Below are 20,800 nucleotides of genomic sequence, written 5' to 3'. Positions count from 1 at the left end.
TCAAATGGTTTGTTTAAATATTATTCAAACTGGTTGTTGATATCGGTTTTGATATACTTTGTATTGTTGTTTTTTTATTTTTGGTAATGTCTGTGTGCGTTCTGAATTGTGGCTATTACCAACATTCGCCATATTTGTTTTCAATAATTCTTAATGATTTAGCTTTTTGTATTAAAACACTGAGCTTATCGGGAAATGGATTAACGTCATTAAATGCTTCATCAGGTGTTCTTCCACCACATGCTTCAAGCGTCATTTCTTCATTATAGTCATTTGTGGCAAAATATGTTTGAGATTCAAAATCATCAAATCCATTATACTCTTCGGTATATATATAGCATTGTTTCAATTTTTTTATAGCCGCTTCAATCAGATTATTTGAAAATTCACGCTTACTTCGGTTTGTAAATTCCTGCTTCATATTTTTAAGGGATTCGATGTATTCTTTTGTTATGGATTTGTTTTCACTACCACTATCGTTAATCATCAATATTATTTCATCATGTTTATTCAAATTAAAACCTTGATATACTTCTTTTAAATTTTCTAAAGCTAAACTGGCGGATTTTCTATCTGCTACTTTTATCCCAAGAATTTTTCGTGAAAAATTATCAATAATGATATGAAAATAAGCTTTGATATTATCTGTAATCCAATACTCAGAAATATCCATGTGAAGAATTTGCAATGGCTTAACAGCCCTGATACCTTTTTTCGATTTAATGGCTTTTATTTTCTTTTGTCGTAAACCCATTAAATTTACATATTTGTAAAATGTTGATTTAGAAAAATACCTTTCGCTATGCCGAATCATTTTATAGTATATTGAAGACAAGCTCCATTTTTCATAAACTTTGTTTAAGACAAAATTTTTAATAAGACCCAGTTCACGCAAAGAAAGCTGACCTGAAACTTTCTTTCGGCAAAACGAAACAGGAGAGAATTTGCAGAAATAACCTTTCTTCCAATTCGTATAATGTTGTGGTTTTATATCTAAAAGTTTTGCAATACCATTAATTGTAAATTGTTTCTCCCAACACTGTAAACATGAAATTATTTGGTCTTTAGCCCTGAAAAGGAAATAGTTTCTGCCGGGAAGCGATGCAATAATATTTCTGTAAATACAAAATAATTTTAAAAGCGAAAAAATAATTTTTTTAAGTTCTTTATTTTGCTCAACCATTAAAGCCATTTGCGAATAAGCAATGGTTTCGGAAAAACCAATAATAGAATCATAATTACGATTTTTAAAATCAAACAAAGTAGAAGAAGGTACATCATCATATTGCTTTCCTCTTACACCTTGTGAATACAAATAAGCATATAGAGTATCGTAAGAACCTTTGAGTTTAATTTCATGTGAATTAGAAGAATACATAAAAAGAGAGCTAAATTTGCTTTTGAACGTAAAGTATCTGAAAAAGTTGTAAGCATATTATTGAAGCTGAATAAGTAAAGAATTTGCAATTAAATAGAATTGTTTACACTGAGCGAAGTCGAAGTATACAGTAGCGTGAGAGGTGCACTTCGCTAATGTTTACTGGCGAAGCCATCCACTCGATTAAGGACTGTGGTTTTTTAGTTAAATTCTATCCAGTAATATAAACATTTAAAGCACCTGATAATTTGAATTCAGAATAAACTTGTCTAATTGTTTTTCTGAAAAAAGAAAACATTTGACCATAGCATTCCATAGATATTTTTCCTGCAAAAAATAAACCAATATAAGTGGTATTTATTCTCTGTGTTTTTTCAAATGCCCCTAATTTAATATAGTCAAATGAACAATATTCGTCTAATTGAAAATTTTCGTGTCTTTTACTTTCGGCAAGATTAAAAAGTTCTTCAGCAGTTTCCAAATTATTAATTTCTTTTAACAATTCTTCAATTGCTTTATTTACTTCACCATATTCCTGATATATTTTGGATAAAAATCTATGTGTCTCTTGTTTAAAAATGCTTTTGTTGATATTCCAAGTCAAATAATCACTGTCTGTTTCATTAAACACATATACGCTCAAGTTAAATTTTTTGTTGAGTTCGTTTTCAACATCAGTCAATTTAAATCCTTGTTTTTTAATTTCTTTTCGATTCACAGAAATTTGATTGCAGATTCCTATTGATAAAAATTGTCCCATATTGCTAAATATTATTTGATAAGATTCCAATTATAAACATATAAATTATTGACCTGTCTTATTTTGTGTACACCGCAATTCTATTTGCATTTTCTCTCAAATTTAAAAAATAAAAAGACAAAAATATATATTTTTCAAGAAATTTAGGATATTTATTTTCAGTCCTCAATCCCCCCCAATAATAGATTCGGATATTTGGAACGAAAAATGGGAATTTAGAAGTTCAACAATGCTTCCTGACTGATGGAAAGTGCCTAAAATAGAACCAAAGAATAAAATATTACGTTTCGGAAAGGAGATTAAATAAATCAATATTAAGATAAACAATTTCCTTTCCGATTTTTTTATTAATAAGTATTCCTATTTCTTCCAATTGGGTTAAGTATTTTTTAGCAGTATTTAAGCTTCTTATCTTTTTATCTAACAAACTCTTAGGGCGAATATAAGGTTGCTCAAATATTTTTTCAACTACTTCTTTATTTATATGTGGAAATTTACTGGCAACAAGTTCATTTGTTCTTGTTATTAATCGGTCAATTTCGTTAATTTTATTAATTGTGTAAATAGATGTTTGCTCTATTGCGGTTAGCATGTATATAATCCAGTCATTCCAATTTCTAAGAGTTGTAACTTTGTTTAGTAAATTATAATACTCATCTTTATTTTTAATTATGTAAGCACTCAAGTATAGTATTGGAACTTCTAATAGTTTACTTTGCACCATCATTAAAATATTAAGTATTCTTCCTGTTCTTCCATTACCGTCTCTGAATGGGTGAATAGCTTCAAACTGATAATGAGCAACAGCTAATTTTATTAAAGGGTCATGTTCGGAATTATTTATATACTCAATTAAATTTTCTAATTTTTGCTCAATAATCTTTTCTCCTCTTGGCGGAGTATAAACAATATTTCCTTCAAGCAAACCACTTCCTCTTTTCTTTATAACAGTTTCAGTTTGAGATGGTCTTATTCCGTCATTAACTTGTTTGATTTTCCTATATATTTTTATAAGCAAATCAACAGTACATTTATTCTGTTCATTGATAGCATTGAATCCTTCCCACATGGCTTCACGATAATGCAAAACCTCTTTTGAATTTCCTTTTAAACTAATTTCGCTTATAGATAATGCTTTGTATAAATCATCGTCAGTAGTAAAAATATTTTCAATTTCCGTACTAGCTTTTGCCTCTCTCAGAGCAATCGTATTAACAAGCATTGACTGATTTGGTAATTTCTTTGCAATACCTTTTAATTCGGCTAATGCTTTATTTGCTTTATTAAGGGCTTGTAGAATTTCAATAGTAATAACATTATCATCAGACGGAGGAAGCAATGGCAAATCGTTAAATGGTTTTTCTCTGTCGTAAGGTATTATATTTGACATATGATTTTGTTTTTGTCAAAATTACATATAAAAATGACAAATAACAAATATTTTGTCATAAATTTATTGTTATTGATTTTGTCTCGTGAAAATATTTTAATTTGATAGATAAATAGCTAATTGTCAAAATATCGTTGTTTTTGACAATTCGTTTTCTGACGTCAAAAATAAACGTCTGAAACATCTAATTTCAGTGCAAAACGCTTTGTCGTCTAAACTAAATACCTGATAATACAGCAATGCCAAAGGTCTAAACGTTAAAACAAACGTTTGACAAGCAAAGCAGGCAAAATCAGCTTAACCCGAACACACTTTTAAATTCTTTCTTGCATTTCAAAGAGCAAAAATAAAAAGTGCTGTTTCGGTATTTTAAATCCTTGAGAGAAAATAATTTTTTAGTAGATATTCCGCAACAAGTGTGGATATTCACAAAAAAAAGTATTATTTTATCATGATAACATTTAGGTATAAAAATATGCAAGATATTTCAAATTATCATTGATTTCAACAGTAATTTTTATTTTTTTTAAAAATTTTTTATTTATAAAAAATATTCATAATATTGCTTTATAAGTCAATACTTGAACAATATGAAAAATATATTTAACCACAAAATTAAGGCATTCACACTACCCGAGTTGTTGGTAGTATTAGTAATAATAGGCATTTTGGTGCTTTTGGCATTGCCGAACCTTATGCCTCTTATTTCAAAAGCTAAGAGTACCGAGGCGCAGCTTCAGTTAGAGCATCTTTATACTATGGAGAAAAGCTATTTTTACCTTCATTCCAAATATGCAGCCACTACTGACGAAATAGATTTTGAGCAGGCAAAGCTATCAATCGAAGGAGGTACGGCAAATTATAAAATAGAAATTATTGAGGCAAGCAATAAGGGCTTTAAAGCGAAAGCAACTGCCGTTGTAGATTTCAATGGCAATGGAACGTTTAATACATGGGAAATTGACCAGGACAAAAACCTTAAAGAAGTCACAAAAGATTAAATGTGATTTGTTTGAAATAATTCGAGTTAAACTCTGCGTGCTTTGCTACTTTGCGAGAAATAGTTTTTTATTTATGCGTTGTAGCCGATTAAGGAAACGAAAGAAAAAAATATGCTGAATACTTTAATGATTATATTAACTTTTTTGTTTTTAATAATGATAGCATATCAGGATATCAAAAATAATCAGGTATCGTGGTTTTTGTTTCCGCTTGCGTTTGCAACTGTTGTTTCCAATGGATTATTAGCTCTTGATTATAAAGATTATTTTTTGATTTTTCTTATTAATTTAAGCATTGTTTTATTTATGTTTTGCGGAGTTGCTTTATATTATTTTATAAAAAATAAAAAACTTACAAATATAATTGATGCGAAAATTGGCACTGGTGATATACTTTTCCTGATAGTATTAAGTGCTGCATTTTCGCTTTTTAATTTTATAATTTTTATGGTGTTATCATTAATTGCTGCTATTTGCCTGCATTTAATCATTAATATTTTTAGGAAATACAAAAGCAAACATATTCCTTTAGCGGGAATTTTATCTGTATTTTATATTTTATTGCTTGTAAGCAATTCTATATTTGGCAATCCAAAAATGTTTGACGATACTTTTTTTATGAAATTAATTTTTAATACTATATAGTGAGCGAACCCGAATACATACAGTTGGAAGCGGAAATGCAGCAGGTTATTACTCCTGAGCAGGCATGGCATTATAAAATCATTCCAAGCTTGATAAAGGACAATACATTTGAATTGTTTATTGATGAAGACGAAAAAAATAATGGGTTAAAAGATGAACTTGAGATTTTATTCGGGAAAAATATTGTTTTAAAGCCCGCATCTTCACAGGTAATTCGGCAAACACTTTCTCGCTATTACAGGAAGGTTGCACAAAATAAAAAAAGTAAGGCAACATATCTTGCAAATTATCAGGCAGAAGATTTTTTATTTAAGCTGATAGAAGAAGCAAAAGCGATTAATTCAAGCGATATTCACATTGAATCGTATGAGGAAAAATCGCGGGTTCGACTGAGAATTGATGGAAAACTTATAGAACGATATATTATAAATAAATTAGAATATCCTACTTTGGTTAATAAAATAAAAATCAAGGCAAACATGGATATTGCCGAAAAACGGTTGCCTCAGGATGGCAGAATATTTTTCGATACAGGTAAGGAGCGGTTTGATATAAGAGTTTCGGTGCTGCCAACTCTTTACGGAGAAAAAGTTGTTTTGCGATTGTTGAGTAAAGACACTACAAACGTTGATATTAATCAACTTGGTTTTTCGCAGGAACAAATTTCAGATTATCTTGAAGGTACTAAAAAATCGCATGGAATAGTTTTGATAAGCGGACCTACCGGCTCGGGAAAAACTACTACGCTTTATGCTACTTTAAAAATATTGAACAAAGAGCATACAAATATTTTGACTATTGAAGACCCTATTGAATATACACTTGAAGGGATAAATCAGGTACAGTTAAAAGAAGCAATAGGACTAAATTTTGCAAGTGCATTACGAACTTTTTTAAGACAGGACCCCGACATAATCATGCTCGGTGAAATACGTGATGGTGAAACCGCACAAATGGCAATACGTGCTGCTTTAACCGGACATCTTGTTTTGTCAACGGTTCATACAAATTCTGCATGGGGCACTGTTTCGCGGTTGATTGACATGGGCGTTCCGTCATTTTTGCTTGCTAATACACTTAATTTAACTGTTGCGCAAAGATTAGTAAGAATGTTATGTCCGCATTGCAAAAAAGAAGTGGAATTTAATAAATCTATTTTGCCGAAACATTATTTGCCGCCGTTTGAAATTAAAAAACATTTTATTGCTGATGGCTGTGAGCATTGCTATTACACCGGATATAAGGGCAGAAAAGCAGTGTATGAAGTTATTCCAATTGATTTTGAATTATCGAATTATATAAAGAATGAAACATTTGATGTTTCGGATTATTTGAAGCAAAAAAACATCAGGCGTTTGTCGGAGCAGGCATATACACTGCTTTCCACAGGAGAAACAACGATTGATGAAATATATACAATTTTATTGAGTAGTAATTATTAATAAAAAATAAATGAAATTATCGGTAAAACTAAAAGTTACAAAATATCTCATGATAGCTGTTGTTGTAATATGCTTTGCAAACATTAAAAGTGTATATGCACAGGACAGGATAATGAATATTGAAAACAATCTGAAATCAATGGTTGTTGAAGTACCAGGGCTTGAACAAAAAGTCGATATATCTGTGAATGGCACCACTATACAGGAATTTGTCAGAGGTATTGCACAAAACAGCAATGTTAACATAAGCATTGACCCTAATCTTAATATTAACATTGTAAATAATTTCACTAATGTTACAGTAACTGATGTATTATTGTTTATATGCAAGAAATACGATTTGGATATAACTTTCATAGGAAATATTATTTCTGTCAGCAAATACGTTCCGCCGACAGCACCGGCACCACTATACACGCCGAAAAAGATTAATGTTACATACAAACAAGATGATAATTCGCTTTCATTGGATTTGAAACAAGATAGTTTGAATATTGTAATCAAGGAAATAATAAAGGTTTCAGGTAAGAATATTATTTTTTCGCCTGATATTAAAGATAAACTTCTTAATGGCTATATTCTTCAAGTACCTTTCGACAATGCACTTGATAAGCTGGCATTATCAAACGATTTAAAAGTAACAAAAACAAACGATAATTTTTATCTTATTGAAAAGAAAGATGCAAAACCGATTGATGAAAAGGGGCAGCAGGGCAAAGGAAAAAAAGAAGCTGCGGGTGATGCGGATTTTGATTATAAAGCAGAAAACAAAGATAAAATTTCAATTAATGCACAAAATGTTCCAATATCCAATTTAGTCAAAGAGGTTTCCGAAAAACTCAAAATAAATTATTTTTTATTTTCAGAGCTAAAAGGCAATGTAAGCTTAAACCTTACTGATATTTCTTTTGATGATTTATTAAAATATTTATTCAGAGGTACTGATTACACTTTCAAAAAAGACAGTTCTATTTATCTTATTGGTGACAGGCAGCTTGAAGGATTGCGAAGAATAAAAGTTATTCAGCTTCAGAACAGACCGCTGAAAGACGTAATGACAGCAATTCCGGCAGATATAAAGAAGAATGTTGAGTTAAAAGAATTTCCCGATTTGAATAGTTTGGTTGCTTCCGGTTCATCGCCTCTTATTTCCGAAATAGAAAATTTCGTAAGAGATATAGATAAGGTTGTGCCGATAATTCTGATTGAAGTGATGGTGGTTGATTCTAAAACAAGCCATACAGTTACAACAGGAATAAAAGCAGGAATTGGGAAAAGTGATGTAAAAACAAGCGGAGATTTATTTCCGAGTTTGAATTTAAGTTTAAACTCAGAATCAATAAATAATTTAATTAATAGCTTTAATGGTTATGGAATAGTTAATTTGGGACATGTAACACCTCAGTTTTATGCTTCAATACAAGCAATGGAAGACCAGAGTTTAATTAAAATAAGGTCAACACCTAAACTCTCAACACTAAATGGACATGAAGCAAAATTGAGTATTGGTACAACAGAATATTATCTGGAAACTTCAAACAATGTTATAGGTTCTCAAAATCCACAAAATATTATTACACAACAATACAAACCAACCAGAGCTGATTTAGCTGTAACAATAAATCCGACAGTATCTGGCGACGACCAGGTAACGTTGGATATTAAAGTTAATCAATCAACTTTTTCGGGAAGAATTTCACCGCAGGCACCACCCGGACAGGTATCACGTGATTTCAGTTCGTTGATTCGTATTAGAAACGGCGAAATGATTTTACTTGGAGGATTAGAAGAAACCGATAACAATAATACAGGTTCCGGAGTTCCTTTATTGAGCAGAATACCTGTTCTTAAATGGCTTTTCTCTTCCCGCACAGCAAAAAGAGCAAAAAGCAAACTTAACATTTTTATAAAGTCAACTGTTATATATTAATTGAAAAATATTTTAAAAAATATTAACCTTTTCAATCCTAAAGAGCTCGTTGCTGTTGAGGCAATTTATGTTTCCGAATCTAACTGGGAATTTAATTTTCTTACATTAAAGAAAACAAAAAACTCCATTAGCTTTGAAAATACTAAAACAGGTATTACTTCCATTGATGAACTTATAAAAATCCTGAAACCTAATACTCCTGTTTGTCTTGTGGTAAACGGGAAAGGAATAATTAACAGAAAAATAGCAGGTCAAAATTCAGATGCTCAGGAAAAGTTGTTGCAGAAAATATTTCCTGATGCACAAGTTAATGATTTTTACACTGAAGTGTTTGAAGTATCTGAAAACATTATACTTTTCTCGGTAGCAAGGAAAAATATAATTGACAATCTCGTAGAATTATTATCAAAAAATAAATTGTTTGTAGTTGATATTAAAATAGGACCATTTTATATAAGCAATATTCTCCCATTATTAAATCAAAATGATTTTATTCTTTGCAATGGATTCAAATTAAAAACAAAAAACAGAGTAATATATGATTTTGAAATTTCTTGTGAACAGGAAGCTGAATATGTTATTGGCGATTCTGTAATTTCTTCCAAATCATTAACCGCATTTGCTGCCGGTTTCGAATATTTGCTGAATTTCAAAAAAGATATTTTCGTTGATAATCCGGTTGTTAATTCAAACAAAAAAGAACACTATTATGCCAATGTATTTAAAACAGCGGGCTGGGGCATTTTAATATTTTTCTTTGCTGTTTTAATGCTCAATTATTTTTTATTTGACTATTTCAATAAAAAGCAGCAAAGCATGTCATCAAGGGTTTCTGAATATAATTTTTTGCTTGCAAAACATGATAGTTTGAATAATGATTTAAAACAGAAAAGAAAATTTTTAGAGGAAGCCGGTTTATTGAGTGATTCGAAAATTTCATTTTATGCAGATAGAATGGTTAGTGAAATGCCCGAAAATATTCGACTTACAGAACTTAATATTTTTCCATCGAAAGAAAAGCAGCAGAAAAATAAAGAAATTGATTTTTCTAGAAATACAATATTGGTTGCAGGAAATACACAAAGCGGAACTTATTTGAACGATTGGGTTAAAATACTCAAGAAGTACAAATGGATTGAAGAAGTTAACATAATCGGCTTCAATCAGGAAAGTGCAAATTCTCCTGCAATATTTAATTTGGAAATTAAAATTAATTAAAAGAGTGTTAAATAATCTGACATATCAAAAGAAAGTGCAATTGTTATTATTGTTTGCTGCATTGTTTGCTATTATTGCATATTATATGGCGGTAAAGAAAACATTTTTGGTATATGCAGAATATAAAGATGCAAATAAAAAAATGGAGTTAGTTGAAAATGCTCCGCAAAAAATCTCACAATTAGAGGCAGAACTTAAAAAATTTGAAAGCATTATTGGTACTTCTGATTCGTCAACAAAAAACACACGACAGCTTATTCTTGAAAAAACATCTTCTTATTGCAAAGAAAATAATATTGTTTTAAAAGAAATTTTACAGCCGGTTTCTACTGAGCAAAACGGTTATAATCTCGAATCAAATATTGTTATACTTGAAGGCGGGTTTAGCAAGCTTTTGAACTATGTATATATAATGGAAAAGAACAAATCAATCGGAAAAATTTCATCAGTGAAATTTTCAATAAATCAGAATTTACTCACTAACAATAAGAAATTGCAATCAACAATATATATTCAAAAAATAAATAAAAACAAATTATGAGAAAATTAATAGTTTATTTAGCAATTGCATTTGTTGCAATAAGTTTTATTTCATGCGAAGATATTATCGAACCTAATCTTGCAAAAAAGAGCATTACATTGATTGCTCCGTCAAACAACACAAGCACCAGCAATACAGGTCAAACGTTTATGTGGGAAAAGGTTAAAGGTGCCGAGCAATATAATTTGCAGATAGCAACACCTACTTTTGCTCAGGTTAATAAATTTGTTCTCGACACTAATGTTACAGGAACAAAATGTAATTATAATCTTACACCCGGTGCCTATCAGTGGAGAGTGAAGGCATTTAACAACAATAGCAATACTGAATATGTTACATACAGTATTATAATTGACAGCACATTGAACTTAACAAATGTTACGGTTATTTTGAATTCACCAAAAGATACATTTGCAATAAATTCTACAACTTATCCGACGTGGCCATTTACATGGTACACATTATATAATGCAACAAAATATCTTTTTGAACTGAGGTATCAGGGAACTACTATATTTTCTACAATAAGATATACGGGTGATTATACATTTGATATTTCTTCATACAATGAAGGGTGGTATGATTGGGCGGTACAGGCACAAAATGATAATTCTCTTTCAAAATATTCAACAAGAAAATTAATTATAGATAAAACTATACCGGGAACTCCAACACTTATTTTACCTGCAAATAACCATACGTTTGCTGATAGTTTGGATATAACTTTACAATGGAACAGAGTAACTGACTCCGGTTCGCCAATAAAAGACAGTGTTTATATTTATTCCGATTCACTTTTTGTGAATAAGGTTTCTGGAAATTACACTTCTACAACAAGCTTATTAGTTTCCGCATCAACATTATCAACAGGAAATTATTTCTGGAGGGTTAAGTCAATTGATGGTGCTTCAAATAAAAGCAACTTTAGTTCAAGCAGAAAATTTATAATTAATTAAGAATGAAAAATAAAAAATCATTATATTTTCTAATACCATTAGTAGTAATTGTTTGGGGGTTGATTGTATATAAAATCATCAATAATAAAAATGAAGATTACTCCACAACAAATATTGCACACAATTTGAAAAATAATCAGGAAACGCAAAATATCACGGATACATTCAAATTACTTGCTGATTATAATGACCCTTTTCTTGGCAAGATTGCTCCTGTTAGAGTTATAAGTAAAATACAAAAAAAACAGAGTCCTCCTAAAGTTGAAGAAAAGAAACTTTTAAACTGGCCTAAAATAGTTTATGGTGGAATTATTAAAAATAAATCATCAAATAAAACGGTAATAATAGTTAACATTAATGGTATCGGAAAATTAATGAGTGAAGGTGAAATATTTAATAATATCAGGATTAAAAAAATATATAAGGACTCTATAATTGCAGAGTTTAATAATGAAACAAAAAAAATAGTTAAGTAAAGATTTTAAAAATATTTTTTATGATTAGGAATATAAACATAATGATTCTCTTTTTGGCAGCATCTTCAAATATTGTGTTTGCACAAAAAGTACCGAAAATTAAAAAAACAATCAATCAAACCATCAATAATGACAAGTATTACACAAAGGCAAGCATACTGAATGTAAATAATCCAAAAATAAAAAATAACGAAACCCTTCAATATTATTGGTATTACAATAATGGGATTCATACTTCACATGGTGATGTTGGTGGAAAAGTTTTGCATGGTGATTATATAGTTTATTATAATAATGGAAACTTGAAAGAAAAGGGAAAATTTAACAAAGGGCTAAAACACGGCAAATGGATTGATTGGTATGATAATGGGAGAATCAGTGAAATTACATATTGGAAAAGGGGATTGCAAAACTGTGTAAATAAAAAATTTAATGCTCAAGGTTTTATTATTGTTAAAGCACATTATCGCAACGGGCTATTACAAGGGAAATGTATGAAATATGATAATGCAGGTAAGATAACTTCGGAAGTGAAATATAAAAAGGGAAAAGAAGTTCCTCCGAAAAATAAAAAAGAGAAAAAATGTTTTTTAAAGAAAATATTTTGTAAAAATAAAAAACAAGCGTGTGATTCAAGTAAAACTGACAGCATAAAACAAGATAAGAAAATTCATAAATGTTCTTGGAATATTTTTAAGAAAAAAGAAAAACAAAATGCACCTGATAAAAATGACAAAATAAGTAGTGGTAATAAAGAAAAGGAAAAGAACAAGTCGAATATTTCTCAGAAAAAAGAGAAACAGGAAAAGCAAAATGTTCCTGTTAAAGATAACAAAGTAAGCAGTGATAATAAGGGAAAGGGAAAGACAAATATTTTCCAGAAAATAAAAGGGTGGTTTAAACCTTCAAAAGACAAGGAAAAATCAAAAAATAAGATACGAAAAAGTAAGGAAAACAATTAATCAAAGAATGTATTTATCAATCTTTTCTTCTGTAGCTATTTTTAATAATAAAAAATACAAATCATCAACATTAATATACGCTGTATTTATCCAGATTTTTATTCTTATAATATGCGGTTCGCTTATACTTCTTTCTTTCTACAACAGAATGTATGTTGAATCAATTATTAAAAAGGATAAACTTATTTATAATGCCAATTCAGGTATAAATATACTTATAAGTAAATCGGACATTGCAAACTATAATGAAAAAAAATATTATTCGTTATTTGAAAACAGTGATGACAGTGTTGAATTGTTAAAAAAAAGATGGGGAATATTTGATGTATTTATTTCTACAGCAAAATGGAAGAAAAACGAAATTCAGAAAATTGCACTCGTTGGAAGCATTCTTCCCGATAGTGAAAAAATAGCTTTATTTCTCACCAATAGCAAAAATCCTTTATATGTTTGCGGAAATACATTGATTAAAGGAAAATGCTATTTGCCCGAAGATGGAGCTGCAAGAGCTTATATTGAAGGAAAAAGTTTTTCGGGAAATAAATTAGTTGATGGCAAAATAAATAAAAGTACAAATGTTATACCGCTGCCGAATCAGATTTTACAGGATTTATCAATAACTAATTTAAGAAAAGAATATAGCAAGGACAGTATTTTTGATTTTGAGAAAGCAAAATTACCCGATACAATCAGAAACTCATTTTCGGAAAGAACTTTGATTTTATATCAGAAAAATAAATTTTCATTACAACAATATCTTATTGGAAATATAATAGCAATTTCTGATAATAGTATAATCGTAACACGCGACTGCAAAGCCAATGATATAATTATATGCGCTCCTTTTGTAAAAATCGAAAAAGGATTTGAAGGCAAGCTTCAGGTTTTAGCATCCGATTCAATTGTTGTTGAAGAAGAATGTAATTTAAATTATCCTTCTGCCTTGCTATTGGTTAATGAGGATATCAAGGACTTTAATCCGTTTATCAGGATTATGGAAAAATCAAAAATTAATGGTGTAGTTTATCAGTTTAAAAAAAATATTCAATCCAATCATAATGCATTTGTTTATATTTCAAAAGATGTGAAAATAAACGGACAGGTTTATAGTAACGGAATGATTGAACAAAAAGGAACAATTTATGGTTCCGTTTATTGTAATAAATTTATTTTAAAAACACCTTCATCATATTACGAAAATCATTTGCTTGACGCAACGATTGACATAAGCAAATTGTCAAAATATTATGTTGGAGCAATATTTTTCAATACTATCGGAAAAAGAAAAATTGTAAAATGGCTTTACTAAATAAAAAAATAAAATCTTCTACATTAATAGAAACGTTGGTTTCAATGGTAATTATAATGTTCGGATTTTCTATTGCATTGCAGATTATTATAAATGTTTTCAGAAGTGATAATTATTATTCTAAGCTGAACGCCTTTACAACAATTAAAAGCGTTGAGGCAGATTGCAAAAAAAATAATCGTTACTTCGATGAAAAATTGAATTACGAAAATATGGATGTTTATAAAAGTATTAAGCAATACAATACAGATAAAGAACTACAAATATTATTAATTGAGGCTTTTGATAAAAAAGGGAGTAAATTAGCAGAACATAAAGAATTGATAATTTTATAAATGAAAAAATTAAAGTCATTTACATTTATTGAGCTTGTTGTCGTGATGGCGATAAGTGCTTTTGTAGTGAGTATTGCCTATACAGCTTATCAGATTATAAATTTTCAGTTTATTAATTATAAAACCAAAAATGAGAGCATAAAAGAGTTGTTCCAAATGGAAGATGTGATACAAAACGATTTTGAAAATGCTCATAAAATAAACAGTGCCGGAAAAGATTTAATTTTTGAAATGAAAAACGGCATGACTTGCAGATATGAATTTAAACAGGATTATATTTTAAGGGATTACAGAGAAACTAAAGATACTTTAAAAATAAGCACCGATAGTGTTGAAAAATCATTTCAAAACATTCCGAATAATTATGGAATTGTTGATGAATTAAAATTTAAAACAAATGTATTTGACGAAGTGCAAAGATTTGTATTTTACAAAAAATATGAATCAGATATTTTAATTGAACAAGAGAAAACAGAATAAATATATTTTATGGCAAATATTAAACTTGATAATATTAAATTAAAAAAAGATTCTAATACCGGCAATAACAACAATGCTGATAAAGAAAATTTATTGCAAACAATACTTACAAAAGACATAAAACTTTTTGGCAATAAATTAAGCGACAAGAAAAAACAGGGTTTCTACAGCGACATGTTTATTTTGTTGTCTTCGGGAATTGATATAAAAACCACGCTTGAATTGATTTGCGATGAATTTACAAAAAAGAATGACGCTTTAATTTTTAATGAAATAAGAAAAAATGTTATTGAAGGAAAATCACTTTCCGAAGCAATAAAACTTTCGGGTAAATTTTCCGATTATGAAATATATAGTGTGAAAATCGGTGAAGAAAGCGGAAGATTGAATGAGGTTTTAAAAGATATATCCGATTATTACAGCAGAAAAATTGAGCAGAAGAAAAAATTAGTAGGTGCATTTTCTTATCCGGCATTGGTGATGATGGTTGCAATATTAGCAGTTGTCTTTATGCTTAATTATATTGTACCGATGTTTCAGGATGTTTTCAAACGATTTAATAATAAAGAACTGCCATATATTACACAAATGGTTATAAATATTTCAGCGGGTTTTTCTCATTACTTTTCGTTGATATTATTATTTGTTGTTGGAGCAGTTGCTTTTTTATATTCTGTCCGAAAAAAAACAATGTACAGAAATATATCATCGCGGATAATGTTAAAGTTACCGTTATTCGGGCAAATTGTTCGCAAAATTTATCTTGCCCGATTTTGTTTTTCTATGGAATTGCTCACAAGCACCAAAGTTCCAATTTTAACTGCCATTCAATTGCAAAAGAAAATGGTTGGTTTTTATCCTATCGAACATTCGCTTGAAATAATTGAAAACGACATACTGCACGGAAAACCATTGCACGAAAGCATGAAGCAATTCCCAATTTACGACAGAAGAATTATTTCGCTCATAAAAGTTGCAGAGGAAGTAAACCAACTTGACGTGGTTTTCGGAAGATTAAAAAACCAATATAATAATGAAATTGATTACAGTACCACAATGATAAGCAGTATTCTCGAACCGTTGATGATTATTTTCGTGGGTGCTTTTGTTGCTATGATTTTAATTGCAATGTACTTGCCAATGTTCCAACTTAGCACTTCATTCGCAAATTAACAATTCAACTTTAGAGGTGTCTTTTACTTATTTTTTTGTTCGAATGTACTATTAAGGGGAAATAAAAAAACATATACCTTTTTAAAAAATAAATTTAAAAGAATATTTATAATAATATAACTGATAATATTTTAAAAATTAATAAATTTTAAATATGTTTGTAAAGTTAATGCGGTTTTAAATCATGTTCAATAAAAAAATATCAGGACTTTATTATTCTGTAATTCTACTTTTAATTTTTCTATTTCTGGACTCTTGCAAGTCGGTTTACATTCCTAATGCCATTAATGCTCCTTTTTTAACTGAAAAAAAACAAGGACAAGCTGCATTTAGTTATGGGACAAGCAATCTTGACGGACAGGCAGCATATTCATTTGCAGATAATTTTGCGGCTATGGCAAACTTTTCTTTCTGGCATTTATATAAAATTAAACAAAGGTATCACGACCACCGTTTCTTTGAAGGTGGAGCAGGATATTACAATAAAATTAACAAATCATGGTTGTTTGATGCATATTCATGTTTGGGGTTTGGAAGTACAGATATTCATATTCGTGGAGCTGAACTTTCAATGGTTGATGGGAAATATTTTCGTGCTTTTCTTCAGCCATCAATAGGATTAGTTACAGAAACTTTCGAAGGTGGTTTTTCATTACGTATGTGTTATGTGAATTTTTTAAAATTTAGTGTGTCTAATAGTGATTTTAAAAATCCCGCATCTTATTATCTTGAGCCTGTTTTAACAGGTAAAGTTGGAACTGATAAATTGAAGTTCTTTGCTCAGATTGGTATTTCGGTACCCATGGGAAACAAAGCATTTAATACTGATTACGATTATCAGAATTTTATTTTCAATTTAGGGATAAGTTATAAAATATTTTACCCTCCGAAAAGAGCCGGCAGAAGCGTGAGATATCATAGAGATTACTTAGGTTTATAAATAATGGAAATAAACTCGTCTCCCGAAATAAAAAAAATTGCAACAGAAATAAGAATTGATATTGTTAAAAGTTTGGCAGAAGCCGGTTCCGGACATATCGGCGGCTCTTTAGGATTAGCAGATGTTTTCGCTGTTTTATATTTTAATGTTTTAAATCATAAACCCGAAAATCCGAAATGGGAAGAACGCGACAGATTAATTTTATCAATCGGACATGTTGCTCCTGTTTTGTATGCCACACTTGCAAATGCAGGTTATTTCCCAAAAGAAGAATTACTTACTTTAAGAAAACTCAACTCGCGGCTGCAGGGACATCCTGCCAGAGATAAGGGCTTGCCCGGAATAGAATTGTCATCCGGCTCACTTGGACAGGGATTATCGGTTGCCGTTGGTTTAGCACTATCAGCAAAAATTGATAAAAAAGAACATCGTATTTATTGTATAACCGGCGACGGTGAATTACAGGAAGGTTCCATCTGGGAATCGGCAATGAGTGCAGCTCATTACAAACTCAATAATTTAATTACCGTTGTTGATAGAAATTTTTGTCAGATAGATGGAAGAACTTCCCGTGTAATGGAACTAGAGCCGCTTGCCGATAAATGGAAAGCTTTTGGATGGAGCGTACTTAAATGCAATGGTAACAATATTGATGAATTGCTCAATACTTTCGAGAAAGCAAAAAAAATAAAAGAAAAGCCAACGGTAATTATTGCCGAAACAAAAATGGGCAAAGGAATTAAAAGCATTGAAGATGATTATCGCTGGCATGGTAAAGCACCAACAAAAGAAGAAGCAATAAAGTTTATCGGAGAGATTATAAAAATTTAGGATTTCGGAATTAGAATTTAGCTTTTTTTACGATTAACAATTAACGTTTTTATTATTAACAATTGACCTAATGACGATATTCAAGAACAAAGGAAACAAGCCAACTAAAACAGGTTTTGGCGAAGGGGTTGCCGAGGCAGGCAAAAAAAATATTAATATAATTGGTATAGGTGCCGACATTACAACTTCTGTGGGTATGAATTTTTTTGCGGAAAAATTTCCGGAAAGATTTTTTTCATTGGGAATAGCAGAACAAAACTGTGCAGGTGTTGCAGCAGGTTTGGCTCTTGATGGTAAAATTCCTGTCTTCTCGACATACAGCACATTTGCTACATTGAGAGCAGGCGACCAAATCAGAGTTTCGATATGCTATAATAATTTGCATGTATTGATTGGAGGCGCTCATTCAGGAATATCTGTGGGTACAGATGGCGCCACACATCAGGCACTTGAGGATATAGCAATGATGAGAGTTCTTTCGAATATGACAGTTCTCTCGCCCTGCGATGCAAATCAAACAAAGCTTGCAACAATTGCAGCAATAGAAAAAATAAACGGTCCTGTTTATATCCGCTTCGGACGCGAAGCAATGCCAAACTTTACTAATGAAAATGCTGAATTTAAAATCGGTAAAGGCGAATTATTTAAAGAAGGCAATGATGTTGCAATAATCGCAACGGGTCATTTGACATGGGAAGCATTGCAGGCAGCATATAAACTTGAAGAAGACGGAATTTCTGTAAGAGTAATAAACATACATACAATAAAGCCGCTCGATGAAGAAATAATTCTTAAAGCAGCCCGAGAAACAAAAGCAATTGTTACCGCCGAAGAACACCAAATAACAGGCGGTTTGGGAAGTGCAATAGCCGAAGTAATTGTTAAAAATATACCTGTGCCAATTGAATTTGTCGGTATGCCCAATTGTTTCGGCGAATCGGGACAACCTTATGAATTAATGAGCAAATACGGAATGACTTCTAAATATATGATTTCCGCAGTGAAAAAAGTTTTGAAAAGAAAATTTAGAGAATAAAAAATAATCACTTTTGTTTCATTAATAAAATACAGGATATTCATTTTTTATATATAATAAAATTATTATTTTTGTTTTATAAACCTTACACAAATGAAAAAACAATTATTTGTTACGCTTCTTATAGCTGCAATATGCGGTGGAATGGGATGTATGAAAGCAAAAAAAACCGAAAGTAAAAAGCTGATTAAAAAACTCGTTTATACTGTTGAGTACAAATCTTCAGTTTTAAATGAAGGGGATACTGTTAATATAAAGCTTTTTATAAAGAAAATTATTGACGATGCAATTAATGACAGAATTAAAGTTTACAGCGATTTCGATACCAACAGAAAGGTTTTAAGTGGAAAGCAAATTAAAGATGAAAATTCATTAACCGATACTATCTTATCAAAAGACCCCACTAATCCTGATAAAGAAATAAAAACGGTTTCAAAAAAAGAACTAAATCCCGATGATATTACTAAAATTGCGTATGTTGAAGAGTGGTATTATGATGAAAAAACATATAATATAGAAAAGAGAATTAAAGCTATTGCTCCCGCTATTGATACTTATGTAATTGACCCAACAACTACTGAAAAAATCGTAAGAGGCTCGAAGCCGATTTTCTGGATTGTTTACTAATGAATGCAACATACTGTAATACTGACGGAGTAACTCAAAGTCACTCTGTCAATTTTAAAATGACCAACGACTGCTTTGCCGAAATAGCTGCGGGGTAAAAAATCCTTAAATATTTATTTGAAATTTAAAATATTATTTGTAATTTTGCAACTTCAAAAAATTAAATTTTTAAAACAAAATCAAATAAAATGATAATAGTTCCTATTAAAGAAGGTGAAAACATTGACAAGGCATTAAAGAAATTAAAAAGAAAATTTGAGAAAACAGGAATTGTCAAGGAATTGAGAGAAAGACAAAAATTCACAAAACCATCTATTCTTAGAAGGCAGGAAATTCTGAAAGCAATTTATATTCAAAAACTTCAGGAAGAACAAGAAGCTTAAATTTTTAAAATTTTTGCAATCAGGAAGAGTATTTTATATAAATGTACTTTTATATTTTTATAATTTGTTCTTCCTAATTTTTTTTTAAATGGTTGAAGAATTCATCAGATATTTAAAGTTTGAAAAGAGATATTCGGCTCACACTGTTACTGCGTATGAATCCGATTTAAAACAATTCAGTTTATTCCTTTCCGAAAAATACAATATAACCGACATAACTGAAATAAACCATCATATTATACGAAGCTGGATTGTGGGATTAATAGAAAATTCACTTACTGCCCGTTCGGCAAACCGCAAAATAACGACTCTTAAAACATACTTTCGTTTTTTATTAAAGGCGGGAGTGACTGAGGTCAATCCGATGCAAAAAATTGTTGCACCTAAAATGTCAAAAAAATTACCTGTTTTTGTTGAAAAAGAAAAAATGAAAATGCTTTTCGATAAAATTGATTTCGGAAGCGATTTCAAGGGACTTCGGAACAGATTGATTTTAGAAACATTTTACATGACAGGCATTCGTTTGTCGGAATTGATAAATCTGAAAGATAAAAACATTGACCTTTATAACAACACAATAAAAGTAACCGGAAAACGCAATAAAGAAAGAATAATTCCGTTTACAAATAGATATGGCAATTTGCTTAAAGAATATAATGAGTTCAAAGAAAAAATTAACCAAAAAAATGAAGATACTTATTTTTTTGTAAAAGAAAACGGTGAGAAAATCAATCAGAAATTTGTATATCGGCTGGTAATTTATTATCTTAGTATGGTTACAACTGTTGCAAAAAAAAGTCCGCATGTTTTAAGACATACTTTTGCAACACACTTATTGAATAACGGGGCAAACCTGAACGCAATAAAAGAATTACTCGGACACGCAAATTTGTCGGCAACTCAGGTTTATACTCATAATACGATTGAAAAATTAGCAGATATTTATAAACAAGCTCATCCAAGGGCATAATAAAACTATAAGGAGAA

At 30.2% G+C, this 20,800-nt stretch carries 22 protein-coding genes; 19 read left to right on the top strand and 3 right to left on the bottom strand.

Features of this window, described 5'->3' with window-relative positions:
- Nucleotides 1-115: 115 nt before the first annotated feature.
- The 3 genes from WC223_11005 to WC223_10995 form a co-directional block, all read right to left on the bottom strand.
- Nucleotides 116-1,378 carry a DDE-type integrase/transposase/recombinase gene (locus tag WC223_11005; GenBank protein ID MFA6924766.1) on the bottom strand — a complete coding sequence of 421 codons (1,263 nt, stop codon included), beginning with the start codon at nt 1,376-1,378 and terminating at the stop codon, nt 116-118.
- 211 nt (nt 1,379-1,589) lie between these two features.
- Complete coding sequence (locus WC223_11000; protein MFA6924765.1) at nt 1,590-2,138, bottom strand: hypothetical protein; 549 nt, start codon at nt 2,136-2,138, stop codon at nt 1,590-1,592.
- A gap of 280 nt (nt 2,139-2,418) precedes the next feature.
- A complete protein-coding gene (locus tag WC223_10995) occupies nt 2,419-3,528 on the bottom strand; it encodes a Fic/DOC family N-terminal domain-containing protein (GenBank protein MFA6924764.1) in 1,110 nt (369 codons plus the stop codon).
- Between the two features lie 590 nt (nt 3,529-4,118).
- On the opposite strand from WC223_10995, the gene WC223_10990 reads away from it, so the two are divergent.
- The 19 genes from WC223_10990 to WC223_10900 all read left to right on the top strand — a co-directional run bounded on the left by WC223_10990 (nt 4,119) and on the right by WC223_10900 (nt 20,783).
- Nucleotides 4,119-4,529 carry a type II secretion system protein gene (locus WC223_10990; protein MFA6924763.1) on the top strand — a complete coding sequence of 137 codons (411 nt, stop codon included), beginning with the start codon at nt 4,119-4,121 and terminating at the stop codon, nt 4,527-4,529.
- 111 nt (nt 4,530-4,640) lie between these two features.
- The gene (locus WC223_10985; GenBank protein MFA6924762.1) at nt 4,641-5,174 is read left to right on the top strand and encodes a hypothetical protein; all 534 of its coding nucleotides are present in this window, start codon (nt 4,641-4,643) and stop codon (nt 5,172-5,174) included.
- Nucleotides 5,174-6,616 carry a GspE/PulE family protein gene (locus WC223_10980; GenBank protein MFA6924761.1) on the top strand — a complete coding sequence of 481 codons (1,443 nt, stop codon included), beginning with the start codon at nt 5,174-5,176 and terminating at the stop codon, nt 6,614-6,616. Before WC223_10985 ends, WC223_10980 begins: the two co-directional genes overlap by 1 nt.
- Before the next feature lie 10 nt (nt 6,617-6,626).
- Nucleotides 6,627-8,546 carry a hypothetical protein gene (locus WC223_10975; GenBank protein MFA6924760.1) on the top strand — a complete coding sequence of 640 codons (1,920 nt, stop codon included), beginning with the start codon at nt 6,627-6,629 and terminating at the stop codon, nt 8,544-8,546.
- Complete coding sequence (locus WC223_10970) at nt 8,547-9,764, top strand: hypothetical protein (GenBank protein MFA6924759.1); 1,218 nt, start codon at nt 8,547-8,549, stop codon at nt 9,762-9,764. It abuts the gene before it with no gap.
- 4 nt (nt 9,765-9,768) lie between these two features.
- Nucleotides 9,769-10,305: a hypothetical protein gene (locus WC223_10965; protein MFA6924758.1), complete on the top strand. Its 537-nt coding sequence runs from the start codon at nt 9,769-9,771 to the stop codon at nt 10,303-10,305.
- A complete protein-coding gene (locus tag WC223_10960; protein ID MFA6924757.1) occupies nt 10,302-11,261 on the top strand; it encodes a hypothetical protein in 960 nt (319 codons plus the stop codon). Before WC223_10965 ends, WC223_10960 begins: the two co-directional genes overlap by 4 nt.
- Nucleotides 11,262-11,263: 2 nt before the next feature.
- A complete protein-coding gene (locus tag WC223_10955; GenBank protein MFA6924756.1) occupies nt 11,264-11,737 on the top strand; it encodes a hypothetical protein in 474 nt (157 codons plus the stop codon).
- 20 nt (nt 11,738-11,757) lie between these two features.
- Nucleotides 11,758-12,699: a hypothetical protein gene (locus tag WC223_10950; protein MFA6924755.1), complete on the top strand. Its 942-nt coding sequence runs from the start codon at nt 11,758-11,760 to the stop codon at nt 12,697-12,699.
- Nucleotides 12,700-12,706: 7 nt separating this feature from the next.
- Nucleotides 12,707-14,008, top strand: a complete 1,302-nt coding sequence (locus tag WC223_10945; protein MFA6924754.1) for a hypothetical protein — start codon at nt 12,707-12,709, stop codon at nt 14,006-14,008.
- Nucleotides 13,996-14,343 (top strand): hypothetical protein, encoded by a 348-nt coding sequence (locus WC223_10940; GenBank protein MFA6924753.1) that lies wholly within the window; start codon nt 13,996-13,998, stop codon nt 14,341-14,343. Before WC223_10945 ends, WC223_10940 begins: the two co-directional genes overlap by 13 nt.
- Nucleotides 14,344-14,823, top strand: coding sequence for a prepilin-type N-terminal cleavage/methylation domain-containing protein (locus WC223_10935; protein MFA6924752.1), 480 nt, complete (start codon nt 14,344-14,346; stop codon nt 14,821-14,823).
- A 9-nt stretch (nt 14,824-14,832) separates the two neighbouring features.
- Nucleotides 14,833-15,996: a type II secretion system F family protein gene (locus WC223_10930; protein ID MFA6924751.1), complete on the top strand. Its 1,164-nt coding sequence runs from the start codon at nt 14,833-14,835 to the stop codon at nt 15,994-15,996.
- Nucleotides 15,997-16,180: 184 nt separating this feature from the next.
- Entirely contained in the window at nt 16,181-16,936 is a 756-nt protein-coding gene (locus WC223_10925) for a hypothetical protein (protein MFA6924750.1), read from the top strand.
- A gap of 3 nt (nt 16,937-16,939) precedes the next feature.
- Nucleotides 16,940-17,767 (top strand): transketolase, encoded by an 828-nt coding sequence (locus WC223_10920; GenBank protein ID MFA6924749.1) that lies wholly within the window; start codon nt 16,940-16,942, stop codon nt 17,765-17,767.
- A 70-nt stretch (nt 17,768-17,837) separates the two neighbouring features.
- Complete coding sequence (locus tag WC223_10915; GenBank protein ID MFA6924748.1) at nt 17,838-18,803, top strand: transketolase C-terminal domain-containing protein; 966 nt, start codon at nt 17,838-17,840, stop codon at nt 18,801-18,803.
- A 93-nt stretch (nt 18,804-18,896) separates the two neighbouring features.
- A complete protein-coding gene (locus WC223_10910) occupies nt 18,897-19,430 on the top strand; it encodes a hypothetical protein (protein ID MFA6924747.1) in 534 nt (177 codons plus the stop codon).
- 188 nt (nt 19,431-19,618) lie between these two features.
- Nucleotides 19,619-19,813: a 30S ribosomal protein S21 gene (gene rpsU, locus WC223_10905; protein ID MFA6924746.1), complete on the top strand. Its 195-nt coding sequence runs from the start codon at nt 19,619-19,621 to the stop codon at nt 19,811-19,813.
- 88 nt (nt 19,814-19,901) lie between these two features.
- Nucleotides 19,902-20,783: a tyrosine-type recombinase/integrase gene (locus WC223_10900; GenBank protein ID MFA6924745.1), complete on the top strand. Its 882-nt coding sequence runs from the start codon at nt 19,902-19,904 to the stop codon at nt 20,781-20,783.
- Nucleotides 20,784-20,800: the final 17 nt, after the last annotated feature.

Source organism: Bacteroidales bacterium (assembly GCA_041671145.1).
Taxonomy (GTDB): domain Bacteria; phylum Bacteroidota; class Bacteroidia; order Bacteroidales; family JAHJDW01; genus JAQUPB01.
The sequence above is the reverse complement of the archived record's forward strand: the minus strand, read 5'-3'. Positions and strand labels throughout refer to the sequence as shown.